General features: G+C 36.5%; 27 protein-coding genes. 10 read left to right on the forward strand and 17 right to left on the reverse strand.

The genetic code is table 11. The annotated features are described in order from the left end of the window. Positions 1 to 15: 15 nt before the first annotated feature. Positions 16 to 462 (reverse strand): hypothetical protein, encoded by a 447-nt coding sequence (locus MHI18_RS02440; protein ID WP_340845831.1) that lies wholly within the window; start codon positions 460 to 462, stop codon positions 16 to 18. 610 nt (positions 463 to 1,072) lie between these two features. Here MHI18_RS02440 and MHI18_RS02445 point away from each other — a divergent pair. Genes MHI18_RS02445 through MHI18_RS02455 form a run of 3 tightly spaced genes read left to right on the forward strand, consistent with a single transcriptional unit; the run spans position 1,073 to position 5,307 of the window. Continuing rightward, positions 1,073 to 3,190 (forward strand): MMPL family transporter, encoded by a 2,118-nt coding sequence (locus MHI18_RS02445; protein ID WP_340845832.1) that lies wholly within the window; start codon positions 1,073 to 1,075, stop codon positions 3,188 to 3,190. Positions 3,191 to 3,250: 60 nt separating this feature from the next. Then, on the forward strand, positions 3,251 to 3,922 hold the full coding sequence (locus MHI18_RS02450; protein WP_340845833.1) for a response regulator transcription factor: 672 nt from the start codon (positions 3,251 to 3,253) through the stop codon (positions 3,920 to 3,922). Continuing rightward, entirely contained in the window at positions 3,919 to 5,307 is a 1,389-nt protein-coding gene (locus MHI18_RS02455; RefSeq protein ID WP_340845834.1) for a HAMP domain-containing sensor histidine kinase, read from the forward strand. Before MHI18_RS02450 ends, MHI18_RS02455 begins: the two co-directional genes overlap by 4 nt. A 99-nt stretch (positions 5,308 to 5,406) precedes the next feature. Here the strand turns inward: MHI18_RS02455 and MHI18_RS02460 are convergent, their stop codons facing one another. The 7 genes from MHI18_RS02460 to MHI18_RS02490 all read right to left on the reverse strand — a co-directional run bounded on the left by MHI18_RS02460 (position 5,407) and on the right by MHI18_RS02490 (position 9,537). Continuing rightward, a complete protein-coding gene (locus MHI18_RS02460) occupies positions 5,407 to 5,979 on the reverse strand; it encodes an AAA family ATPase (RefSeq protein ID WP_445669978.1) in 573 nt (190 codons plus the stop codon). Next, positions 5,952 to 6,302: an NIPSNAP family protein gene (locus MHI18_RS02465; protein ID WP_340847548.1), complete on the reverse strand. Its 351-nt coding sequence runs from the start codon at positions 6,300 to 6,302 to the stop codon at positions 5,952 to 5,954. The genes MHI18_RS02460 and MHI18_RS02465 overlap by 28 nt, the downstream gene beginning before the upstream one ends. Before the next feature lie 158 nt (positions 6,303 to 6,460). Then, positions 6,461 to 7,216 carry an HAAS domain-containing protein gene (locus MHI18_RS02470; protein WP_340845835.1) on the reverse strand — a complete coding sequence of 252 codons (756 nt, stop codon included), beginning with the start codon at positions 7,214 to 7,216 and terminating at the stop codon, positions 6,461 to 6,463. A gap of 22 nt (positions 7,217 to 7,238) precedes the next feature. Continuing rightward, positions 7,239 to 7,559 (reverse strand): PadR family transcriptional regulator, encoded by a 321-nt coding sequence (locus MHI18_RS02475; RefSeq protein ID WP_174391505.1) that lies wholly within the window; start codon positions 7,557 to 7,559, stop codon positions 7,239 to 7,241. Between the two features lie 136 nt (positions 7,560 to 7,695). After that, a complete protein-coding gene (locus MHI18_RS02480) occupies positions 7,696 to 8,130 on the reverse strand; it encodes a cell wall hydrolase (protein WP_340845836.1) in 435 nt (144 codons plus the stop codon). A gap of 254 nt (positions 8,131 to 8,384) precedes the next feature. Then, positions 8,385 to 8,585: a YkvA family protein gene (locus MHI18_RS02485; RefSeq protein ID WP_340845837.1), complete on the reverse strand. Its 201-nt coding sequence runs from the start codon at positions 8,583 to 8,585 to the stop codon at positions 8,385 to 8,387. 166 nt (positions 8,586 to 8,751) lie between these two features. Next, entirely contained in the window at positions 8,752 to 9,537 is a 786-nt protein-coding gene (locus tag MHI18_RS02490; RefSeq protein WP_340845838.1) for an SDR family oxidoreductase, read from the reverse strand. Positions 9,538 to 9,802: 265 nt separating this feature from the next. Between MHI18_RS02490 and MHI18_RS02495 the strand changes: the two genes are divergently transcribed. The 5 genes from MHI18_RS02495 to MHI18_RS02515 all read left to right on the forward strand — a co-directional run bounded on the left by MHI18_RS02495 (position 9,803) and on the right by MHI18_RS02515 (position 12,961). Further along, on the forward strand, positions 9,803 to 10,105 hold the full coding sequence (locus MHI18_RS02495) for an ArsR/SmtB family transcription factor (RefSeq protein ID WP_340845839.1): 303 nt from the start codon (positions 9,803 to 9,805) through the stop codon (positions 10,103 to 10,105). A gap of 80 nt (positions 10,106 to 10,185) precedes the next feature. Beyond that, on the forward strand, positions 10,186 to 10,602 hold the full coding sequence (arsC, locus tag MHI18_RS02500) for an arsenate reductase (thioredoxin) (RefSeq protein WP_340845840.1): 417 nt from the start codon (positions 10,186 to 10,188) through the stop codon (positions 10,600 to 10,602). Next, positions 10,602 to 10,883, forward strand: a complete 282-nt coding sequence (locus MHI18_RS02505) for a Fe-S cluster assembly protein HesB (RefSeq protein ID WP_340845841.1) — start codon at positions 10,602 to 10,604, stop codon at positions 10,881 to 10,883. Before arsC ends, MHI18_RS02505 begins: the two co-directional genes overlap by 1 nt. A gap of 56 nt (positions 10,884 to 10,939) precedes the next feature. After that, entirely contained in the window at positions 10,940 to 12,262 is a 1,323-nt protein-coding gene (locus tag MHI18_RS02510; protein ID WP_340845842.1) for an NAD(P)-binding domain-containing protein, read from the forward strand. Positions 12,263 to 12,469: 207 nt separating this feature from the next. Then, a complete protein-coding gene (locus tag MHI18_RS02515) occupies positions 12,470 to 12,961 on the forward strand; it encodes a hypothetical protein (protein WP_340845843.1) in 492 nt (163 codons plus the stop codon). An 88-nt stretch (positions 12,962 to 13,049) separates the two neighbouring features. Here the strand turns inward: MHI18_RS02515 and MHI18_RS02520 are convergent, their stop codons facing one another. The 3 genes from MHI18_RS02520 to MHI18_RS02530 form a co-directional block, all read right to left on the reverse strand. Continuing rightward, the gene (locus tag MHI18_RS02520) at positions 13,050 to 13,871 is read right to left on the reverse strand and encodes a methyl-accepting chemotaxis protein (protein ID WP_340845844.1); all 822 of its coding nucleotides are present in this window, start codon (positions 13,869 to 13,871) and stop codon (positions 13,050 to 13,052) included. A gap of 298 nt (positions 13,872 to 14,169) precedes the next feature. Further along, entirely contained in the window at positions 14,170 to 14,388 is a 219-nt protein-coding gene (locus tag MHI18_RS02525; protein WP_340845845.1) for a hypothetical protein, read from the reverse strand. A gap of 67 nt (positions 14,389 to 14,455) precedes the next feature. Next, the gene (locus tag MHI18_RS02530; protein WP_340845846.1) at positions 14,456 to 14,896 is read right to left on the reverse strand and encodes a PH domain-containing protein; all 441 of its coding nucleotides are present in this window, start codon (positions 14,894 to 14,896) and stop codon (positions 14,456 to 14,458) included. 143 nt (positions 14,897 to 15,039) lie between these two features. On the opposite strand from MHI18_RS02530, the gene MHI18_RS02535 reads away from it, so the two are divergent. Next, on the forward strand, positions 15,040 to 15,642 hold the full coding sequence (locus MHI18_RS02535) for a TetR/AcrR family transcriptional regulator (protein WP_340845847.1): 603 nt from the start codon (positions 15,040 to 15,042) through the stop codon (positions 15,640 to 15,642). A 62-nt stretch (positions 15,643 to 15,704) separates the two neighbouring features. Next, positions 15,705 to 16,946 (forward strand): MFS transporter, encoded by a 1,242-nt coding sequence (locus tag MHI18_RS02540; RefSeq protein WP_340845848.1) that lies wholly within the window; start codon positions 15,705 to 15,707, stop codon positions 16,944 to 16,946. A 26-nt stretch (positions 16,947 to 16,972) separates the two neighbouring features. Here the strand turns inward: MHI18_RS02540 and MHI18_RS02545 are convergent, their stop codons facing one another. The 6 genes from MHI18_RS02545 to MHI18_RS02570 all read right to left on the reverse strand — a co-directional run bounded on the left by MHI18_RS02545 (position 16,973) and on the right by MHI18_RS02570 (position 23,821). Beyond that, positions 16,973 to 17,401, reverse strand: coding sequence for a GyrI-like domain-containing protein (locus MHI18_RS02545; RefSeq protein WP_340845849.1), 429 nt, complete (start codon positions 17,399 to 17,401; stop codon positions 16,973 to 16,975). Positions 17,402 to 17,524: 123 nt separating this feature from the next. Then, positions 17,525 to 18,229, reverse strand: coding sequence for a CDP-diacylglycerol--serine O-phosphatidyltransferase (gene pssA, locus MHI18_RS02550; RefSeq protein ID WP_340845850.1), 705 nt, complete (start codon positions 18,227 to 18,229; stop codon positions 17,525 to 17,527). A 236-nt stretch (positions 18,230 to 18,465) separates the two neighbouring features. Then, on the reverse strand, positions 18,466 to 19,239 hold the full coding sequence (locus MHI18_RS02555) for a response regulator transcription factor (protein ID WP_340845851.1): 774 nt from the start codon (positions 19,237 to 19,239) through the stop codon (positions 18,466 to 18,468). After that, on the reverse strand, positions 19,236 to 20,912 hold the full coding sequence (locus tag MHI18_RS02560; protein WP_340845852.1) for a sensor histidine kinase: 1,677 nt from the start codon (positions 20,910 to 20,912) through the stop codon (positions 19,236 to 19,238). The genes MHI18_RS02555 and MHI18_RS02560 overlap by 4 nt, the downstream gene beginning before the upstream one ends. Positions 20,913 to 21,060: 148 nt before the next feature. Beyond that, positions 21,061 to 22,722 carry an ABC transporter permease gene (locus tag MHI18_RS02565; RefSeq protein WP_340845853.1) on the reverse strand — a complete coding sequence of 554 codons (1,662 nt, stop codon included), beginning with the start codon at positions 22,720 to 22,722 and terminating at the stop codon, positions 21,061 to 21,063. Next, positions 22,715 to 23,821: an ABC transporter ATP-binding protein gene (locus MHI18_RS02570; protein ID WP_340845854.1), complete on the reverse strand. Its 1,107-nt coding sequence runs from the start codon at positions 23,819 to 23,821 to the stop codon at positions 22,715 to 22,717. The genes MHI18_RS02565 and MHI18_RS02570 overlap by 8 nt, the downstream gene beginning before the upstream one ends. Between the last annotated feature and the right edge of the window lie 48 nt (positions 23,822 to 23,869).

Below are 23,869 nucleotides of genomic sequence, written 5' to 3' on the forward strand. Positions count from 1 at the left end.
CTACAAGTCAATTTCTCAGCTTAAACTACTTCCCCATATCATATTGAGAAATACCATATATAACGTGAAGAATCCAGTTAATATAATGAAAATGATTGGAATACTTTTTAAGGTTTTATTTTTCCTCATGGTTATGATGAAGATTATGATAGAAAGGATTGCCACAGCATAATAAAGATAAATCATTAGAAAATATGAAAAAGGTCCCAAAAATAAACCTAGTACCGAGAACTGCATTAAAAACGTTAAGATAGAAATAGCCACCCATCTTGTTGTCTCTCTGATTAATACAATATTTCTAATCGAAAACCCTGCTAACATTATTACTAATGCGACAAGAAGCCACTCATATAAGAAGAACATGGATTCATTGTGGACGGCAAAATAATATCCAAGCATAGATAACGGTATGATTGTGAGCAGCAAATATCCATTTAGCTTGAGATAAAAGGTTTCTTTCATATTCTTCCTTCCTCCCTTTCAAATTAAAAATATAATGTTATATAGCTTTTAATAAGAACTTTAATCACTAATGTGAGTGAGAAAATAAAGAACAACTGTAAACACAAGCACACCGCACATTACGTAGATCGCTTTCTTAGGAAAACCATTTTAATTAAGTATCTTTTAAAATGGTTTTGATGTTTATTAAGTTCCTTTCATTATCAGAAGGGATTAAAAAAATACAAAGAGTACGCTCTAAACTACTAGTACTACCGCAATCTCCGAATACCCCATTAGGTAAGACCCTCACATTTGTCTATGTATACCTTTAAAACTTTTTATAAGGATTAAAGGTTGTATCCTACTCTTATATTCTGTAGATATAATGAAATCCCTTTCGAGACATCAATTTTACAAAAAATCTCTTACGAATTGATAGGTTCTTTTCTGTCATCTTACTGTCTTCAAGTAGCTTATTCTTGGTCATAAGTATGGCGCAATTCTATGTTTGCCACTTTCCTTTACCTTTAATAGACGATTGATTCAATAATGTGGAATTGAAAGTTGATATTAAATTTATCTTCACAATGTATGATGAACGAGTACTAAATTAAAGGAGGATTTTTTTGTGAAAAAACTACTATTTCCCATCACAGATTGGGTTTCAACAAAGAAAGGCGCTTGGATAACCCTTATTGCTTGGCTTGTTCTGATGATTGGCCTAAGTGCCGGACCGAAGCTTAGCGATTACAAGGTAACCAATTTCCAGTCGCTTCCTGATGAAGCACAATCAATTATTGCTGAACAAGAGACAGAAAAACTGTTTCCAAACGAGCAAGGAACACCTGGCATCCTAGTTTTCCACAATGAAAAGGGTGACATCAATACTGATGAAGTGAAACAGATTCTGAATGGAATTCTTGCTGAAGATATTGAAGGAATTGAAACGATTGTCGATATTAGTGCACTTCCTCCACAAGCGATTGCGTCCTTTATTTCTGAAGACGGCTCTACGATGATCGTTCCAATGGAATTAGAAGTAGGAATCGGCAATAACAAATATGCTGAAATTAATGATAAAGCTACTGCAATAGGCACTGATATTGCCAAAGATCTGGATAGTACAGGCTTTTACATAACGGGTCCCGCTGGTATTGCAGGGGATACAGTAAAACTGTTTGAACAAGCGGATTTTAAGCTGTTGTTAGCAACAATCGGCATTATATTAGTGTTATTAATCGTGATTTACCGTTCACCATTACTTGCGTTTATCCCTCTTCTTGCAACGGTTATTGTCTATCAAGTAGTCAATCAAAGCGTTGCGTTAATGGGTGCATCTGGTTTAGAAATTAACAACTCAACCACATCAATCATGAGTATTTTACTTTTTGCAGCCCTAATTGATTATTCATTATTTGTGTTCTCCCGTTATCGTGAGGAACTCAACAAATTTGAAAACAAGTATGATGCCATGAAGCACGCTATGCGGGCTACAGGAGAACCTGTATTCTTCGCAGGCGGTACAGTTCTGGCAGCGATGCTGATTTTATTCTTTGCTGATTTCCGAGATTATCAAAACTTTGCTCCAATTTTCGGATTAGCCATATTCTTCATTATGATTGCTTCTATTACATTGGTGCCTGCCTTATTTGCTTTATTTGGCAGAAAGGCTTTCTGGCCTAAAGTACCGAAGTTTGGAGATAGCAAAGAAGTAAAACATGGCGTTTGGGGACCATTTGCCAAGTTTGTGGTTAATAAGCCGCTTTTAACTGGTGGAATTGTAGCGATTTTCCTTATCGTTACAGCATTGAATGTTTTTAATCTGGATTTTGAATTTGACTCTGTTAAGAACTTCCCTGAAGATCTGCCTTCTCGAGTTGGCTATGAAATTGTAGAAGAGAACTTTGATAAAGGGGAACTTGCACCATCTACCCTACTAGTTGTCAGCAAAGAGGCTCTGACAGAAAAGGCTGCAGATTCCGTTATCGAAAAACTGCAAGCATATGATGAAATTGCATCTGTTCGTCCTACTGCAAAATCAGAAGATTCAAAAGCTCTTAAACTGAGCGTCTCATTATCAATGAATCCCTATTCAAATGAATCCATTGATTTTATCCAAAAATTACGCGATGAAACACCTGAGCTATTAGAGGATTTATCCATATCAGGTGAATCTCATTATAGCGGCATTACGCCAAAATTAGTCGATGAACGTGATACCAATAATAGCGACATTATTAAAATTGTCCTATTAGAAACTCTTTTAATCTTAGTTCTGCTATTTGTTCTGACCCGTTCATTTAAAATGCCGATATATATGATGGCTACTATTTTGCTCTCCTATCTATCTGCGTTAGGACTTGGGATATTCCTGGTCGATGTCTTGTTCGGTTACGATGCATTAAGTACGCGTGTACCGGTATATGCCTTCATCTTCCTCGTGGCATTGGGGATTGATTATAATATCATCCTTGTTTCCAGATTCATGGAGGAACGGAAGAACCATCGAGTGAAAGAAGCACTTGAAATAGCCATCCGCAATACGGGCGGTGTCATTTCATCAGCAGGTATCATCTTAGCTGCAACCTTCGCCGCTTTAATGACCATGCCCATCGCCGATCTATTCGTTTTTGGTTTCATGGTGGCGATTGGAATTTTAATTGATACATTCCTTGTGCGTGGTATGCTTCTTCCAGCGTTAATCCTATTTTTTGAAAAAGATAAACAAACCGCTCATAATAAGTAATAAGTAGAGAATACAAAGGGTATAATTCCCTTTGTATTTTTCCTTTTAGGAGGTAAAAAAATGAAAATTCTTGTTGTGGATGACGATGTCTATATCCAACAGCTTGTGTCCATACATTTAATCCGGAAAGGTTATCAGGTTCTTAAAGCAGAGCATGCAGAGGAAGCTTTAGCTATTTTAGAAGAGAACACTGTTGATTTAGCGATTGTCGACGTCATGATGCCTGGGATGGACGGCTTTGAATTGACGAAGATCCTGTCGGCTGATTTGAAAATCCCTGTTATTTTGTTAACAGCAAAGGGACAGTTGGACGATAAAGAACGCGGCTTTTTATCGGGTTCAGAAGACTACATTGTTAAACCATTTGAAGTAAAGGAATTATTATTCCGTGTTGCTGTAGTTTTACGACGTGTTGAACGAGCAATGGAAACGGTCATTAAAGTGGGCAATCTCATGATGGAACGGAAAAGTTTTGAAGTCGTGATCAATCAACAAACGATTATTATGCCGTTAAAGGAATTTGAATTACTTAGCCTTCTTGCTTCACGAGTGAGTAAGATTACACCCCGAGCCGCTTTAATCGAACATGCATGGGGATACGATTATGAGGGAAACGAACAAACGTTGAATACCCATATAAACCGAATTCGTGACCGATTAAAAAAACATGGATCAACGGTAGAAATACAAACAGTTCGAGGAATAGGCTATAAACTCGAGGTAACACAATGAAAACATTATATCGGAAGTTTATTTTAGCCACTCTTGTGATTTTATTAATTAGTACCACTCTTGCCTTCATATTAGCCAACTTGGTTTACATGACCTCCACAAAACAAATAATTGATCAGGAAAACGTAAAGATTGCCAAAGTCATTGCATCAAATCTTGAGGGCAGCCATGAGCATCATTCCTCAATCACGTCTTACTTAGAGTCCATGGGTAATCTAGGCTATCAGATTTATCTACTGAATGAGTCAGGAGAAGGAGAGTTTTTCGGCCAGTCTTTTTCCAAGACAGATCTTCCGCAGGAAGCGATGAAGGTCATTGAAGACAAGGATATCTATCATGGTATGAATGATGCCTCACAGCAGCTTTTAATGATGGGTCATTTTTCAAATGATGTTAAAAATACGGTTGGTGTTCCATTCACTATCAACGAACAATCATACGCATTGTTCATGCGTCCGAATAATAAGCTGATTTTTTCCGATATTCATATGATTCTGGCCTGTTTTTTTATCACCATCGCTGTGGTTGGTATCAGCGGGGTCATCTGGTTTACAAAACGCCTCATTCACCCCATCACCAAACTAACGGAGGCCACGAAAGAAATTACGCGTGAAAATTTCAACTACCCTTTACCATTTGAGCTAAACGATGAGATAGGCGAGTTGGTGAAAAGCTTCAACAAAATGCAAAAACAATTACAGCATAATGACCAAGTTCGTAAATCTTTCATTAACAACGTATCTCATGACTTTCAATCTCCACTAATGAATATTCAAGGATATTCGGAGCTGCTAAAAGCGAATGATTTAACAGAAAATGAGCGAAACGACTATTTACAAATTATCGATGTTGAATCAAAGCGCCTATCCAATTTAACAAAGCAGCTTTTATTATTAACGTCTCTTGATCAGAAGGATTATCCGATGAAGCTGATAGACGTCAATATTAGTGAACAAATTAAACAAACGATTCGCAGATATCAATGGCTACTTGAAGACAAGGAAATTGAAATTTCCTATAAACTGCCTTCAGTGACCATAAAAGCGGATGCCGAGCTCATGATTAACGTATGGGACAACTTACTCACCAATGCCATTAAGTATAATACACACGGAGGTATAATCTGGATTGATTTATCCGAGAAAGAATACTCAGTTGCCTTCACTATAAAAGATACCGGAATAGGAATGAACCAAGAAGCCCTCACCCAAATATTCGAACGTTTTTATCGAGTCGATTCCGCCCGAAAAAAAAATGGCACAGGGTTAGGCTTGTCGATTGTAAAACAAATTATCGACTTACATGGGGGGGAAATAACCGTTGACAGTCTAGTTGGAGAAGGAACGACGTTTACAATCATGCTTCCTTATATAAGAAATACTTAGTACATCACTCGGCAATCTCACTATGATGAATGGTGAATCTATTAATACCAGATTCACCATTCAGGTTAAAATCGTTAGTTTGTTTCAAAGATTATGTCCTTAACAATTAAAGTACTTTTTAATTTCTTTCTTTTTTGTAACCACCACTATCTTGTGATTGTATATCCCGTATTTTTTATAGAAATGAGGTTTTCCTACGTCTTCAAAGTAGCGGTTCCACTTAAACATTTTGAAAAATATCGGTAATGTGGGTTTATAGTTTGATGGTTCTATTCTTAGCTTTTGTAAGATGAATCTTTTTATAATTCGATAGGTTCTGACTGAATAATTCGTATCTAAGAAAATGATAACTTCCGCCATTTCAAAACTAGGTGCTACCCATTCTTCATTGTGGACTCCTTCTACAATCCAGGTATCTGTCTGAAGTATTCTAGTAAAATACGCTTTTCTTTCTTCTTCAGTTCTCCTGCTGTCTCCTGACTTATCTCTTTTCCAAACAACATTATCGATTTCATAAAGTGGGATAGAAAACGTCTTGGATAATTTTTTCGCTAAGGTTGTTTTTCCACTGCCGACTGAGCCTATAATATGTATTTTAGTTAGATTGTATGTGTTGATAAAACCACCACCGTCACAGGAGTTTTCTATTGCCCTAGCACTTCCAAAGTCGATTCTACATTTTCATTTTTAACTTCTAAGATATACTCCTTATACACATACTCTCTTCCGCCGTTTTTTTCATACCAGTCTTTAACTCGTTTAACGTGCGCCTCATCACAGCGTACTCTATTTTCAATTTCTACATAATCTTCATAACTGTCATATTCCCAAATAGCAAATATCTCTACGGTATGATCCTTATTCTCTTTCATCCAGCGACCTATTAATCGAGAACCGTATTTTAATTGACTAGGTAAATTTGTTTGGTTAAAATGCCTATTAAACTCTTCGACAAAATCACTTTTCACGGTATAAGACTTTCTTCTATAAAACATACCCAACCCCTTTTCCACTTTCTTTCTAACCAATAAATTCTCTATCAAAATGAATAATTCCTGCCGTAATGTGTCGATTAAATAAGATTGGGCTCGAAATGGAAAGAAAACAAAAAAAAGGCATCCAATTGGCTGCCTTAGCGCACTTTTAAGTTAACCTAGTTACTTTGATGTTTAGTCATTCTATAAGTTACAAGTAAATAAATCGCGATTCCACCAAACGTAATGCTGCTTGATAGGACGATTTCTGTACTTGGTTTAAGCTCGACGAATGTTATTACGTAATCCGGCAATACGAGTAAAGCTAACATAATGAGGACAACCCATGTTTTAGACCAGAATGAAACGCCAATCAAAAAACCAAGCGTCACGATTACAGTAATCACCGTTCCATAACGACCAAACGCGAAGATCGGTGTCTCTATGAGACGATTTAAATAAATTAGTCCTACGAATAAAAGGATTGGCAACATCCCCATTAAATAATAGAGTCCATATTCTTTCCTTTTTGATAGGTTTGCTGCAGCCATGTATTTAAATACAATTCCGATTGAAAAGATCAATACTAAACTCACAGCCACAGTTCCAATCATTTCTAACAAGGAGTAGGATAATTCGCCTTTGACTGCATTCGTTAAAATGGAAAAGGACAGGGCCCCTAATACAATAATCACCATCACTTTAAACAAGCTTCTCCAATTTGTATTCATTTCATTCGACAATTGTTTCATATATTCTTTAGGTGACTCACCCACAATATGATCGACTGTTTTCCCTCTTGCTTCAGCCTCCATTAAATGATCTTCTAATTCTTCAACAATAGAATGTACTTCCTTTTCTTCTTTCCCGCTGGAAATTAGATAAAGCCGCAAATTTTCTAAAAACGACTGACTATTTCGTGATAAGTTCACCATCATTCATCTCCTTATCGTTGTTTCATTTCAAAGGCAGCACGGAGTTTACCGAGCTTTGGAGTTTACTCCATCTGCTGATAAATTGCTGCAATTCCTCTTCACCTTTTTGAGTCAGTGAATAATACTTACGTTTCGGGCCGGCGGTTGATTTTTTCAAGGTCGAAACAATCAATTCTTCTTTTTGCATCCGTAAAAGAAGCGGATAAATCGTCCCTTCACTAAAAGAATCAAAGCCATATTGTTCAAGTTTTTCTGCAAGTTCATACCCATAAATTTCTTTTTCATGAATGATGGCTAAGATACAACCATCGATAATGCCCTTTAACATCTGCGTGGTAGACAAATAGTGGGAACCCCTCCTTACTCTTGCATTGCAAGGTACTGATTCAATCATAACCTCCAGTATCTTGTAATGCAAGATATTAACAAAAAAAAGATGACCTCTACTAAATACGAGGTCACTCATCAATAATAAGACATTAATAAACGCTATCACATGTTCCTCCAATTGGTTCATAAAAACAATGTTGCTTATATTGACCAGTTAAGGGCTGATTGTACCATGTGGGCGGGCATTCCCCAGAAGGATTAAAGTACCAAAGAGCGTATTTCCCTGGTTGTTCTCTCCAATAATCCAAAGCCTGTTTTGCTAATCTTTTTTCAGCCGATCTGGCTCTGTTATAAAATACATTTCCTTTTTGAACCGCTTCAAAGGAATAATTCCCACCTTGTACCTGATACACAACCTGTGGTATTGTCCTTACATTTTTAAAATCTAAACAATCTACAATTGCTCGATTCACTATAACATTTCCAACATATAACATCCCTTGTTTTCCTTCACCTTCGGCTTCCGCTCTCATCATCCTTGCCATTAAATCAATATCTGAATCTCGGTATTTTACTCTCGGCATTTTTTTCACCCCAAAATTATTGTATGAAAAAAACCTGCATTTATGTTAGTTGCATGAAAACTATGGAACTTTTAAACAGTACACAAGCGAAAACTAAGCATTGTAGATATGAGTTACCCTATGACCAATGAGATAAAAAGGCTTGGTAGCTATGTCCTCCTGATGGTCAAAATGGTTTTTCCCAAATACGAACGAAAACAAAAAACGCACGTGTTCAATTGAACACATTGCGTTTTTCGTATTCTATCTATCTACTACCCTTTTATAACGTTATCTCGATATTTCTTGCCAGCTAAATCGTTGTATAAACATTTACCTAGATATAACAGCACAGCTGCATCATCTACTTGTCCAAAACCAACTATAAAATCGGGGATGAAATCCGTCGGTAAAAGAACATATAACAAAGAGCCGAGCATAGCTATCTTTGTTTTTTTAGTTAATCGATTAAACACTAACAAGCCACCTCCTTTATGGTGAGCACTCCTTTCATTATAACGTACAATTATAGTGAAATCGAATCTTAGCGTAAATGGATGAACATATCCGATACCTACAAGAAGGTGAGAGCAGCTAACCTTCACACTAAAAAAAGAACCCATTAGGGCTCTTTTAGCATCCTTAATATTTGTAAGATTGTCCGCCATCAATTGGAATGACTGCAGCATTGATAAAGCCTGCTTGTTCAGAGAGCAGGAAGGCAACCAAGTACGCGACTTCTTCCGGTTTTCCAAACCGCTTCATCGGATTAACGCTGACGAATTCTTTACCAGCTTCCTCCCAATTGTCGCCTCCCATTTGTTTCAAGGAAGCTTCCACCATCGGTGTCATGATGGCCCCTGGTGCAATTGCCTTGATACTAATCCCATACTGCCCATATTCGATTCCGGAGTTACGTGTCAGTCCGACAACACCGTGCTTGCTCGCCGCATAACCCGACTGGTTCCCCACGCCACGAATTCCGCCGACAGATGCAGTATTGACGATCGTGCCGAGCTTTTGCTTTTTCATGACTTCCAGAACGTATTTCATTCCGAAGAAAACACCGTTCAAGTTGACGCCAACGACTCTCCGAAACTCATCAATCCCATATTCATCTGTCAGATTCTGTTTACCCTCAATACCTGCGTTATTGAAAAAACTATCGATTCGGTCAAACTTATCCACCGTTTGATTGACGTATTTCTTCACGTCTTCTTCTTTTGAAACGTCCGCCGTAATTAAGAGGACTTCGGCATCTGGTACATCTTCCCGAATGATTTTCTCTGTTGCTTTCAAGCCCTCACTACTTACATCCACCAGGACTAGCTTGGCGCCTTCTTTTGCCACCTGCAGAGCGGATGCCTGCCCTAATCCGGAACCTCCTCCTGTAATCAGTACGACTTTATCTTCAAAACGATTGTTCATTCTTTATTCCTCCTCGTTTATAAGCAACACTCCGCTATTCTTCCCTATCTAGTTATTTAAATCCTTTCAATTCGTGTCGTTTTTTGTGGGAGAGCTTCCATAGTTTCACTGTGGAAATCGTTAAATGGAATCATTCTTTTCTATTCTGGATAAATGTATAGCATGTTCAGGCTCAATAAAAATATTGATTCAATTCAGTTGCATTTTGAATGGAATAGTCATAACATAAGTATATTCTTATATATAAATATAAAGAGGTGTTGACATGGATTTTCTTTTACTGGAGAAACAATTAAAAGCCGTTGCAGATGCAAATCGATTAACCCTGCTTTCTTGTTTAAAAAATGGCGAAGTATGTGTTTGTGATTTAGTCGATGTACTTGGTTTATCGCAGCCTGCAGTTAGTCAGCAGTTAAAGAAACTTGAAGAATCCGGTATTATTACAGCTCGTAAGGTTGGGACATGGAAGCACTATCGTTTAGTAGAGGAGCAAACCCCTGTCATGCAGGCGATTCTTTCGCAGTTGGAGAACAAAAGTACCTGCCAGTGTACTACTGAATGTGAATAGATTCTTGTATGATCGTAAGGGCTGTTTTTACACTGGCGACAGAAATATAATAAAGCGATTCGTTTATAAGGAGATTAATGATGACAAATACAATTTATTTTTTATGCACTGGTAACTCATGCCGAAGCCAAATGGCTGAAGGATGGGCGAAAAAGCTCTTGCCTGAGAATTGGAACGTCAAGAGTGCTGGACTTGAGGCTCATGGATTAAATCCGAATGCTGTAAAAGCAATGCATGAAGTAAACATTGATATCACATCGCATACATCGAATATCATTGACTCAAACATTTTAAATACGGCTACACTTGTTGTCACACTCTGTGGACATGCCGATGACCATTGTCCACTAACCCCTCCACACGTGAAGCGCGAGCATTGGGGATTTGATGACCCAGCCAAAGCATCCGGAACAGAAGAAGAAAAATGGGAAGTATTCCAAAACGTACGAGATGCAATTGGTGCTCGCATTGAACAATTTGCAAAGGAGCTAGGTTAATGGATGTTTCATTGGATGGAAAGAACTATTTAACACTAGTCATCGAAGCGTCCGAAGCTAAGACCCTTCGATTCTATGGAATTTCCGGTTGTTGTGGAGTGAATTTCGGCGTTGGATTAGATGAAGCACACGAAAGCGATGAAATTATAACCATCGATGGACTAACAGTCGCTATTGATCCCCAGGTTAAATCTCAGCTCGCTGGAGTAACCATTCATGCCGAAGAAGAAAATGGCGAAATCGGATTAGTATTACTAGGCTATCAACAGAAAAGCTGCTAAATAAAAAAATTTCTCGAAAATATATAAGTAAATCCTTATTTATGGAGGCACATGTTATGAAAACATTTAAAATTTTAAATCAAGAGACTTGTTGTGATTCTTCAACGAATTGTTGTACTCCGGAATCTTCACTGCCGGTAGCTATTATTGGAGCAGGACCTATTGGGTTAGCTGCCGCTGCACATCTTGCCGTACGAAAACAACCTTTTATCCTATTCGAAGCATGTGAAGAAGTCGGTGGAAATATTCGTACATGGGGACATGTCACATTATTTTCTCCTTGGCAATATAACATTGATTCGTCCGCGAAAGCCTTGCTGCAACAAGCAGGCTGGAAAGAACCAAACGGAGAGCTTATTCCAACAGGACAAGAATTAATCGATACTTATTTACAACCATTAGCCGATCTCGAACAATTGAAACCATATATTCATCTTAATCATCAAGTTAAAGCAATTACGCGAAAATACAATGATAAAATGAAGTCAAAAGATCGTAACGAGCAATCATTTATCCTTTATCTAGAGGATAACGGAGAAATGAAAACAGTTGAAGCTCGTGCAGTCTTAGATGCAACTGGTACTTGGGGAAATCCAAATCCTGCACAAGGAAATGGTGTATGGCTTTCATCTGAAAAAGCCTTATCCAAAAACATTGATTATCATATTCCAAATGTGACTGCAGCCCCTTCACAATATGCAAATAAAAAAATCGCCGTTATCGGAAGCGGGCATTCAGCCATTCATTCATTACTAAATTTAGTTGAATTGAAAGAAAAGTTCCCAGCTACAGACATTACATGGATTTTACGAAAAGAACGTGTAGAAATGGCGTATGGCGGTGAACAAAATGATGAGCTGGCTGCACGTGGAGCACTCGGTTCACGTATTCATCAGCTTGTGGATGAAGAGGACATTCACGTTGTCACTGCATTCTTTACTTCCTCTGTAGATGGAAAAGATAAACTTTCAATTATTGGTACTCAGCAAGGTCAAAAACAAGTTTTAGACGGTTTTGATCGCTTAATCGTTAATACAGGCAGCCGCCCTGATTATACGATAAACGGAGAGCTTCGTTTAACTATTGATCCAACCACAGAAAGTGTGGCAGCACTAGCTCCACTCATTGATCCAAATGAACATAGCTGCGGGACAGTTGATGCGCACGGAGAAGCAGTTTTACGTCAACCAGAAAAAGGATTTTATATTGTAGGTGCAAAAAGTTACGGTCGTGCTCCAACGTTCTTAATGGCTACTGGCTATGAACAAGTTCGCTCGATTACTGCCTTTTTAGCCGGAGATGAAGAAAGTGCTAATCGGGTTGAATTAAGCCTGCCGGAGACCGGTGTATGTAATAGCACCTCAGGCGGCTGCTGTTAACTTAATTGAAAGGAAATCGAAGGATAAAAACCCTGAGACTGCTGGATGAATGATCTAGGATAATGATGACTATTTTACTCTCAAATGGTATAATCAGCTTAGCAGTGTGCAGCGACAAAGTGAGGCCATCTGAAATGGGTCTCACTTTTTTTCGTGCTGATTACGAACGTCTGCCATCTGAAATATTAATTTATGGAGATGACAAACATGCACAAAGAAGCTAGGCTTCCGCAAAATGCAAAAGAAGGCATCCTATTTTTATTCATTATTTCAATCATTTCAGTAAACACCATCGCGCCCATTATTGTAGGATTAGAACGAGGATTTAGTAAGGATGTCTATTTTGATACCTTAAAGATTATTCCCTTTATGTGGATTATTGTTGTTGTATTAGTAAGGATGGTTTCAGGACCAATTGTTGGGAGACTCCTGCCGAAATTCGTCGGAAAAACGGATGGATTTAATGCTAGAATTTTATTAAATACACTCATGAATGTTACCGTATTATCAATCTGTCTATCGATAATAGGTACATGGGTAGGTTCAGGTGAAGTAAGCTTAGAGCCATTTACAAACTACTTTCATATTTGGCCTAGAAATTTTGGCATAGCATTTTGGATTGAACTTTTAATCGCACAACCCATAGCACGATTTGTCATGAAAAAGATGCATGCAAAACAAGCACTGCAAAACGCATAACAACTTCCTATAACGTAAAAAAGAACTCATTTTGATTTTATTCAAAAGGAGTTCTTTTTATTTTCCGCAAAATATTGTGCAGCTTTGGTTATAACTTATTAGCAAATTGATTTAGTTTTTTTGCCAGTTCTTGAATTTCCTCAATAAAGGTAGATGTTTGGGAAATAGAAACAGCTTGCTCTTGTCCGATATTAGCGATTTTTTGTATAGATGTCCCCATTAAATGGGTGACTTCCTTGATATCATTCATTGTTTCATTAATTGTCTGCGTCGAAGCTACCGTCTCCCTTGAAAACTTGCGAATTTCGTTAGCTACCACTTCAAATCCTCTGCCCTTTTCTCCAGCGCGAGCCGCCTCAATTGCTGCATTTAAACCGAGTAAATTTGTATGATCAGCAACACGTTTTATGATTGAAAGCACTTCAGTAGATTTCTCTACATCCTCACCAGCATTGTGTGATTGAAGTAAGAGTTGCTGCGAAAACTCGGCTAATGAATTTGATCCATCCCTAACACTATGTATTTGTTCATTGGCTTGTATGAGTGAATCAGAGATTTGGTCGGCAATTTTTCTTAACTCTGTTTGTCTCAGTAACTGAACAGCAATTCCACCGATTACTTCACCACTATTATTATGTAAAGGCACAGCCGTTCCAGTGAACTCAAAACCATAAAAATCTGCCGGCACATTTTCCTTCAAAGCTTTATTCTCCCGTAAAGCTAAAGAAAGTGGCTCATCTGGGTTTAACGGTTGATTAACACGAATGTTTAAATTGATTGTTTCACCGGGAAAAATGGCAATAAATTTTTCTAAATCACAAATCGCGATGGACAAGTCAGCTGGTACGGCTTTTTTTATCATAGGAACCATGGAAATCAGACTATCTAAAGATTCAATATTATTATACATTCAAAGTAACTCTCCCTTTTGATGATGATGTCTACTGATGGAATTTACTTCTAAGAGTTCTCCTAATTCCTGATTTAAGGAGTTCAAATCCATACGGACGTTTGTACTCCCCTTCTGTAATTCTCAAACACATTCTTTAAGTTAATCATTCTCATTTTTAAATGCTGCATCGCTAGTTAAAAAGACTATCCACATCTTTATATCGACCTATTTCTTACATTTTTAATAAAAAGTGTACAATTAATTTTAGGAATTAAAAAACGCTTGGATTTCTCCAAGCGTTAGTACTCTCTATTAATTAAAAGGTTGGTGATTTTTCAGGTACCTCTTTATCAGTTACCACTGAGTCAGTAGACGTTGATTTAGTCATATTTTGAAACGTATTTTTTACTTTTTCAACAGTTTGTGGATCTACATATGATTTTATTTGATTGATTGTTTTTTCGCGAGTTTCTTTGTTACGCATGAAGTAAGCCGCCGCGCCTAATGCCGCAACACCGAGTAATTTATTTGCCATTATCTATTACCTCCTTGAAATGTCTATAGTTATATACTTCCCTCTGTACCAATGGATAAACGCTTTCTCACTTTTTAATCTGGACGGTCGGACAACGCCTCTTTAATTCAGTTATAAAAGCCTCACTATCTTTAGGTGAGATCTTCACACTGCCAAGAGCTGCCGAGGTATAAAAAAGTTCCATCCCTTCTTTAGAAGATAACAGTCGATAACCTGTAAAAATTTCTTTTACTGGAGATATTCTTGTTATTTTGTCATAGGGAATTCGACTTTTAAAGGGTCCGCCTTTAACCAATAAATGATCCGGGTAGAAAACGTATTTAATAGTGAACGGAATCCATAAAATAAACCCAACGGATAAAACACATAAAGAGAGAACAATTAGAATATCAGTCTTGGTTCTTTCATTATCTACACTAAGAGGAATGATGAATACAGCAAGTATCACTAAACAAGCAATGGATATAGTCGCGATAAAGTACTTGTCTATTTTCGAACGAAACTCCAAACTCCCGCCTCCTTACTACACAAATGTATGCTCCATTTATTATAAAACATAAAAATGTAAATATCTGTACAATTATTCCATTCTCAGTTAGTATATTATTAAATAAATGATTGATTGATTAATCATTGATAAGGAGATATATGATGGGGCTTTCTGATGAACAATTGTTGAATATGAAACTAAAACGTAACAGTATTTTAGAAACTGCGATTATTCTTTTTTCTGAAAAAGGTTATGAAGGAACCACTGTTCAAAACATTGCAAAAGCTGCTGGTGTTAGTTTTGGCAGCGTCTTTACCTACTTTGACAACAAGGAGCATCTTTTCCATTCTGCGGTTATTGAACCCTTACATACCTACTCACAACAGCTTCTTAATTTTAATCCTGATGCAGAAGATTTCATGAACGAACTTAAAAATATGATTATTCATCATATTGATGTGTTTTCAGGACTCAGTAATTATCTAAATTTAGTTGTCTTTGTCATTGCTCAAAACAAACATCATAAAAGTACTTTTGAAGAGCTTGATGATTTTCATGCAAAACTTAAGGATAAACTGATTGTCCTTGTGAAAAAAGGTCAAACACTAGGGCTGCTAAAAATCCAAGATCCTGCCTATACAGCTATTTCCTACACTAGTTTATTAATGGGACTGCGCTTAAATCTAATAGATGATCCCCAAAGTACTCTATGGGAGGACTTCGTACCTTTTGCGATCCAGCTCTTCGGACCTGAGCGACAGTAAGGTTCGAGTTTTTTTTAACCCATGAGTGATTGATTAATCAATCATAAACCAAGGAGGAATTTATGACTTTTTTAACCTTTAATAAAACCATTCAAATTAGACTCTTATTGCAGTTTCTAACCACGCTGGCCACTATGACCGTATTGCCTTACATTATTATTTACTTCTCCAAAACAGTAGGAACCTTTATAACAGGTTTCATGTTTATATTTGTTTTAACTGCAAGTATGGTCGGTTCGCTTACGGGTGGATATGCAGCTGATCACGTCGGTCGAAAAAAAGTCATTGTATTATCTGAAGCAATCGTGAGTATTGGGTTTGCCTGTGTAGCCCTTGTTAATTCTTCTTTGTTTACGATGCCATATATAACGTTCTTCTTATTTATGGTCATTTACTTTTTTAGCGGTGCCGCTGAACCAGCCTATCAAGCTCTTTTGATCGATGTCAGCAGCCTAGATAATAGACGTTCTATTTACACCTACTCCTATTGGCTGCGAAACTTAGCTATCTCAATAGGCGGCATTATTGGTGCATTTCTATTTTTTAACTATCATTTCTTCTTATATATAGGAATCGCTTTCTGCTTATTTATTTCTCTAATCATTACAATAAGCTGCATTAAAGAAACCTATACTCCTGTGCCGCTTGAGACTATACCTAAACGGGGTAACACCTTTTTAAAAGGATATAGTCAGGTCCTCAAACATAAGAGCTTTACTGCCTTTATTGTAGCTAATTTACTTCTCATCTCGATGGAAGAACAATTGACGAATTATATTGCTATCCGCTTAACGAACAACATACCGGAGCCGCAAGCCTTTTTATTCTTTAGGGCAGATGGAATCAATTTAGTTGGAATCCTTAAGTCAGAAAACACGCTTTTAATTGTCCTTCTCACCCTTGTCATTTCATATTTTGTTAAAAAATATAATGACCGATTTATTATACTACTAGGCGTTAGTCTCTATTTCATTGGTTATATACTGATCAGTTTAAGTGATGTACCCATTCTTTTAATCGTTGCAATGTTTGTCGCAACATTAGGTGAAATGATTTACTTACCTGTAAAACAGACCTTGTTAGCAGATCTCATTCCAAATCACGCACGAAGCACATATATGGCAGCCTATTCATTATTTTCATTTATCGGAATTAGCACTGCAGGTATTTTTATTTTGATAAGTACCTGGCTGTCAGCTGCCGTGATGTCTTCCATATTTGGTTGTATGGGCTTACTATGTCTACTTATTTATTTGAGACTCACTGATAAAGTAAAAAAGCATTCCCATCACCGCACAACTTAACCAAAGGGGGGATAATTGGCTTCTATTTATCCCCTTTGATAGGTAAACCACTCTAGATGCCATTTGTTTTTCAATTGCTTATAACCATGATCTTCAATCCATATATGAATGATTTCAAATGATTTTTTAATCTGGTTGTTTAATCCCTCATGGATTAAAACGGCGTACCTTTGTGAAGGTATGGTTAATGTGATCATGTCTTTAGGTACTTGATGGAAGTCTTCAACTTGGACGCAAACATAATACCCATCTTGCTCAGCACAGGTTTCTTCGACAATAAAAGCGCCAATTTGATTTTCAGGCTGGAGGATTTGTTGAATGTCTCTCATTCGAATGTTTAAAGTCTTAGCTGTTTTTTGAATGTCTCTTAGATACTCATTCCCAGTGCTTATAACACGCAATCCAACTAACTTTAATTCTCCAAGCTCCTTAATGCGACCTTCGAATGTGACCACCTTTTCCGTCAGAATAATCCCTCCTTCTTATATCTTATGTTTCTACATGTTTCGTGCAAATCCCTCTAATAAATGAGTTACTGTAACAATGTAAACAAAAAAACTAAGCGGGAATTTTCCCGCCTAGTTCAGTTTGTCCTGCTTTAAGTGTTTATTTTTCATAAATTGATAACTTATATATGCAATATATAATGGAATGGCGATGTAGATGAAGTAAGGGAATTCCTGGTGTTTCGTTTTAAAGATTAAAATAATAATGATCCCTAAAAACACTGTAACAAGAGTACCGTACTTTGGTAAAGGAATGGATTTAAGACTAGGTATTCGAATACGGCTCACCATCAGAAAACAAAGTGCCGTAAATGATACACTAATCACGATATTGGGAATCCAGTCGTGAATCAGTGTTAATAAGGTCAAAATACCGCCAGCAGCCGTAATTGGAACACCGCGGAAATAATTCATAGATGACTTTGAGGCATTAATATTGAATCTTGCAAGACGATAAGCGCCAAACAGAGGGAATAATCCAGCAACGAACATGCCTGTAAATCCATAGATGGCAAAAGAATAGTAATACACTAGTACAGCTGGAGCTACACCAAACGTCACTATATCTGCAAGTGAATCAAGTTCTTTACCCATTTCAGATTGGACTTTTAGCATCCTGGCAATTCGTCCATCCATACTATCTAACATCATCCCGATTAACACCAAGATCCCAGCATTTCTATAATCGCCGTTGGCTGCAAAAAGGATGGAAAGAAATCCACATAATAAATTACTTAATGTAAACGCATTGGGGATTGCTGCTCGTAACACTAACATCACTCCTATAATATGTACCTGATTATTTACCTAATTAAATAAAAAATCACTCATTTACACTATACTGTAAAGTAAATGAATGCCTATGTATGGAATGGAAAAAAATACTAACCTCACTTACTTCTCATGCTAGGTAGTTTAAATATACCACAGCCAGCAAAAAAATGGAGCAAGAACATAATAAAGGGACCATGTTCTTATAAAAGATTTAAAACTACTTTACCTGAATCTTCCTCTTACTTATCCCTATGTAAAAATTCGCTTGGTGAACAGGAAACATACTTTTTAAAGACTGTACAAAAATGCTTATAGTCAGAAAATCCAACTTCGTAGGCTACTTCATAAATTCGATAATGATTCGTCAGCAAAAGGGCAATCGACTTCATCACTCGGTACCGGTTTAAAAAATCTGTAATTGTATGATTCGTTTCTTTTTTAAAAACACGGCTTAGATAACTGGCACTTACGTTAAAGCGTTCCGCCATATCTTCAATATTTATTTTTTTTTGATAATTTTCTCTCACGTAATCTATAGTTTGCCTCACATAGATATTCATTTCATCCTTAGTTATACCGGCTCCCTCCAGCAACTCTTCATAATAAGAAATTTTTTTAGTTTTACTTTTCATTTCGCGATCGTAGGATATTTTTAATAGTAGCTTTGATATTGCTGCATTTAAAATTTTCTCATCTACTGGCTTTAAAATATAATCAAAGACTTCTAATTTTATCCCTTTTTGAGCATAGGTGAAATCACTGTAACTGGACAAAATAATTTTGTAAAAAAAATGTGACTGGTTGGCCGCTTCGAGCATCTCAATACCATTCATCTTCGGCATTTTTATATCAGTAAGGACAATATCAGGCTTCAACTCGATAATCTTATCATACCCCTCTTGCCCATTACTTGCCTCCCCAACAATAGAAACGCCAAGGGCTGTCCAGTCAATTGTATAGAGGAGACCTTGACGAATCATCCGTTCATCTTCAACAATCAACAGGTTTATCATGCTTTATCCTCCTTGTTGATAGGAATCTTAATGAGAAATAGACTTCCTTTTCCTTTTTCACTAAAAATTCTTACACCATAAGATGTTCCATATTTCAGTTGAATTCTTCTATGTACATTATAGATTCCTATATGATTCGAGTGATTAGCAGATGATTGTAATAATCTACGTATCTTTTGCAGACGTTCAGCTGTAAAACCAATGCCTGTATCTGCGATGATAATCAGTAAACTTTTCTTAGTTTTTGATAGTTTAATCGTAATACGCAGTTCACTAACTTCATCAATTCCATATTTTATTGCGTTCTCTACTAATGGCTGTGTAATCAACTTAGGAATACTATACTCCTCAAGCTCTACAGGAAGATCAATGGTATAATGGAGCCTTTCTTCAAACCGATATTTTTGTATTTCTAAATAATCTTTTATATACAGTAAATCATGTTTGATTGGGCTGTTTTGTTCGGTATTATTGATAGAATATCTAAGGATAGAAGAAAGCATTAGCAGCAGTTGTTCAGCCGAACTAGGATTCAATCGAATCATAAATTTAATATTTTCAAGTGTGTTAAATAAAAAATGAGGATTAAATTGCATCTGAAGTTCCTTCAATTCAGCTTCTGTCTTACGGACCAGAATTTCTTTGTTTTCCGATAATAAGCTGTCCCTATACTGGATCATTTCATTCAAATAATAATTAATGTATTCTAATTCGTCATTATCTTCTAACTTTTTATATCCTTTATATGTCCCTTCGTTTACCTCCGAAATAGTCGAAAGAATCGTGTCAATGGATTTTGTTTTTCGTTTAGCTGCATTGTTTGCAAATAATCTTGTAATGCCTATTAACAATATACTGATTACCAATAACCCTAAAAAACCAATGATATATAGTTTATTAATTAACCCCATATATCGAATAGAATGTACACGTAATTCGTCATTAACAATATCTGTTGTTGCCACATTATATTCCTTTTCGTTGAAAGTCATCATTTTACCGCTGCCGAGAATAAGAGATTTCTTCGATGTGAAGAGCTGATTACCAAAAGGGTCAGTGATGACTATATCCGTGTAATAGGATTCTTCGAAAAAACGCTTTAAATAGGTAGATTGTAAATCAAAAATAATAAATCCAACCACTTCTTCACCCTTATATACAGGGGTTGTCAGCTTTAAAAAAGCATAATCTAACAGTTCAGTATCTTTTTCTTTATAAATCGTAATTTCATCTTTTGGCTTCAGATGAAGTGAAGCTAAATATTGCTTATGGTATATCTTTATTGCTGAGTTTTGATAAGCATTGGTCAATACAACATCACCATCTCGACTAACAATATAAAAATTGCTTTTTAAATGGTGATTGGCCACAATTTGATACAACTCTTCATAAGTATGAGTGTGCATTTTTTTACTTTCAAAAACAGAAGACAGGTTGGGGTTTGCTTGCAAAATCCGCATATCTTCTTTATAAGAAACAATTTCTTTTGTTAGAAAATCAGATAATTCCTTGTTTTTATTTACTAAATCATGATTGCCGATATAAATCCCAATCGAAAAAAACAATTGAAAAAATAACGCTGTCACTAAGACAGTTGGAATGATGGCAAATAGTAAAAGAGAACGGCTCAATTTTTCACGATACATTTTTTTTATTGACAATTTATCTTTCATTCTAAAAACTCCAAACTGCACTGCGCATCGTTTCATGTGGTATTACCATAGTATAATTATATATCCCTATAATGACTAGACTTATTTTTCCAACAATTCTGTCAGAAGGAACAAAGACACCTCAGAATTATTATGAGGTGTCAAAAGTTTAAATACTAATTTCTTTTGATTTACTAAATTTAAAGAAAATTAATAAAGTAATAATCGTCGTTATAGTCAATATCGTTGACAATGCTGCTGCTGTACCGTAACTTGCACGGATAACTTCGGAATAAATCGCTACTGACATGGTCCTAGTACTTCCTGTATAAAGGATGATAGAAGAACTCAGTTCATTAATGACCGTTATCCAACTTAAAAGGGCACCTGCTAACACACCAGGCATCATTAATTTTGCCGTTATATTGATAAAGGTTTTAAATTGAGAGTACCCTAGACTGATAGAAGCTTCCTCCAGACTCGGACTTAGCTGATAAATGATCGCAGCACTCGATCGCATTGTATAGGGCAGACGCCTAATTACATAGGCAACAATAAGTATTGCAGCACTGCCACTTAGCATTAATGGCTGGTCATTAAACGTAACTAACAACGTAATCCCGAGTACTGAACCAGGGATAATATATGGAAACATGGCAATCGTGTCCAATAGTGAAGTAAAAAAATTATTTCTTCTCACCGATACATATGATATTAACATTCCTAAAATAATAATGATTATAATCGCTATCACGCCATAGAAAAAGGTATTTAAAATAGAGTCCCCCATTCGATCCATAACGGTAATATAGCTGTCAAATGAATAGCCCTTAACAAATATTGAGCCCTGTGTTTTTAAAAATGATGTGTAAATAACAGTAACCTGTGGAATAATCGCAATCGCAACCGTAAGATAGATAAAAACATGTGCCAATAGATTTTTTGTTCCTTTGATTTTCACTGGTTTGATTGGACGAAGTGAACTCATTTCAAAAGATTTCTTATTGACAATATATTTTTGTCCAATGAAAATAACAGCGGTTATAACAATCATAATGGAGCTTAAAGCCGCAGCAAAGTATGCATTCCCGCCTACCTCACTAATAAATTCTGAATAAATTAGAACAGGCATCGTGGAAAATCCCTCACCAATTAACATTGGTGTACCAAAGTCCGCTAATGCATTCATAAAGACCAATAAAGCCCCTGCCAGGATTGTTGGTAGAATTAATGGAAGAATGAGTGTGTATACTTTTCTAATTCCTGTTGTACCAAGACTCTCAGCTGCTTCTATAAGGGATGAATCCATTTTTTTTAATGCACCTGACACATAAAGATAAATGAAAGGAAACAACTTAAAGGTAAAGACAATTAATATTCCAGCAAATCCATAAATACTAGGAGTTTGGATATTGAAGTTTTCTCTGAAGAAATTCGAAACAACCCCGCTTCGTCCCAATAATAGAATCCAGGAATAGGCTCCAATAAACGGCGGTGACAATACCGAAATAATAATTAGCATTTCCAAAATAAATTTCCCTTTAATTTTCAACGTTGTCATTAAGTAAGCTAATGGCACGCCGAGTAATACAGCAAATATCGTGACTAAAATCGTAATCGAGAAGCTATTAAATAACGACTGGTAATAGTACTTCTTTTCAAAAAACGTTTTATAGTTTGCTAATGTAAACGCATCATTTGACGGATCCTTAAAACTGTTAAAAATCAGCGAAGATAATGGATAAACTAAGAAAATAATAAAGATAACAAAACAAAGGATAATCATGATATTCCAAAAATCTAAATTGATTTTAAACTTACTTCTATTCATATTTTTTCACTCCTTCGATGAGACTTTCCTCCCCATCCTCAGTGAATATATTAATTTTATCTATTAAAACAGTAAGCTTTATTTTTTGATTTACAGTAAAGAAATGTTTAGCCGTATTGGTATCCTGACTTAGTTCGGCTCTATTTCCATTTGGCAGTTCAATTTCATAATTAATATATTTTCCGAGAAAATTCCTAAAAATAATTAGTCCGTCAATTCCATCATCTGTTTCTGAAATAGCAAATTCTTCTGGACGAACAGCAACGGTAACAAGCTGGCCATCTTTTGCTTCACTGCTTATATTATTCATTTCGAAACTGTAGCCATCTTCAAGAGTAAGCGTCGTTTTATTGTTTTCTTTGCTCACTTTTCCTTTAAATAAATTGGAATGTCCAATGAATGTGGCAACAAATTGATTGGCAGGACGCAAATAAATGGATGTGGGTGCTCCCACCTGCTGAATAACGCCGCTGTTCATAACCGCAATACGATCCGAAATGGCCAATGCTTCTTCTTGATCATGTGTCACATAAACCGTTGTAATACCAATTTTTTGTTGAATTTCATTAATGGCCCGGCGCATATCAATTCTCAACTTTGCATCTAAATTGGAAAGCGGCTCATCCATTAATAATACCTTGGGATGGATGACAATCGCTCTAGCCAATGCTACGCGCTGTTGCTGTCCACCTGAAAGCATCGCTGGCAAGCGGTCCTTATATTGAGTGATTTGAACAGTTTCCAAGATATTTTCTAACCGCTTCGCTTTTTCTTCCTTTGAGAGTTTGCGAGCATTCAATCCATACTTCACATTGTCCTTAACAGACATATGTGGAAAAATGGCATAGCTCTGAAAGACCATTCCTATATCTCGTTTATTAACAGGAATTGAATTGATCACTTGATTATTAAACGAAATGGTTCCTCCATCTACACTATGGAAACCAGCAATCATCCGCAGCAGTGTTGTCTTCCCACAGCCCGAAGGACCAAGTAATGTGAAGAGTTCCCCCTCCTTTATTTCTAAAGATAAGTTATTGATGACCGTCAAATCTCCATATTTTTTTGATACATGATCAAATGTTATTTGAGTTGGCATTCTTATTCCTCCTATAGAAGAGCCGCCCCTTCTCAAAATGAGTGTGAC

It is taken from the genome of Peribacillus sp. FSL H8-0477, from assembly GCF_038002765.1.
GTDB lineage: Bacteria > Bacillota > Bacilli > Bacillales > DSM-1321 > Peribacillus.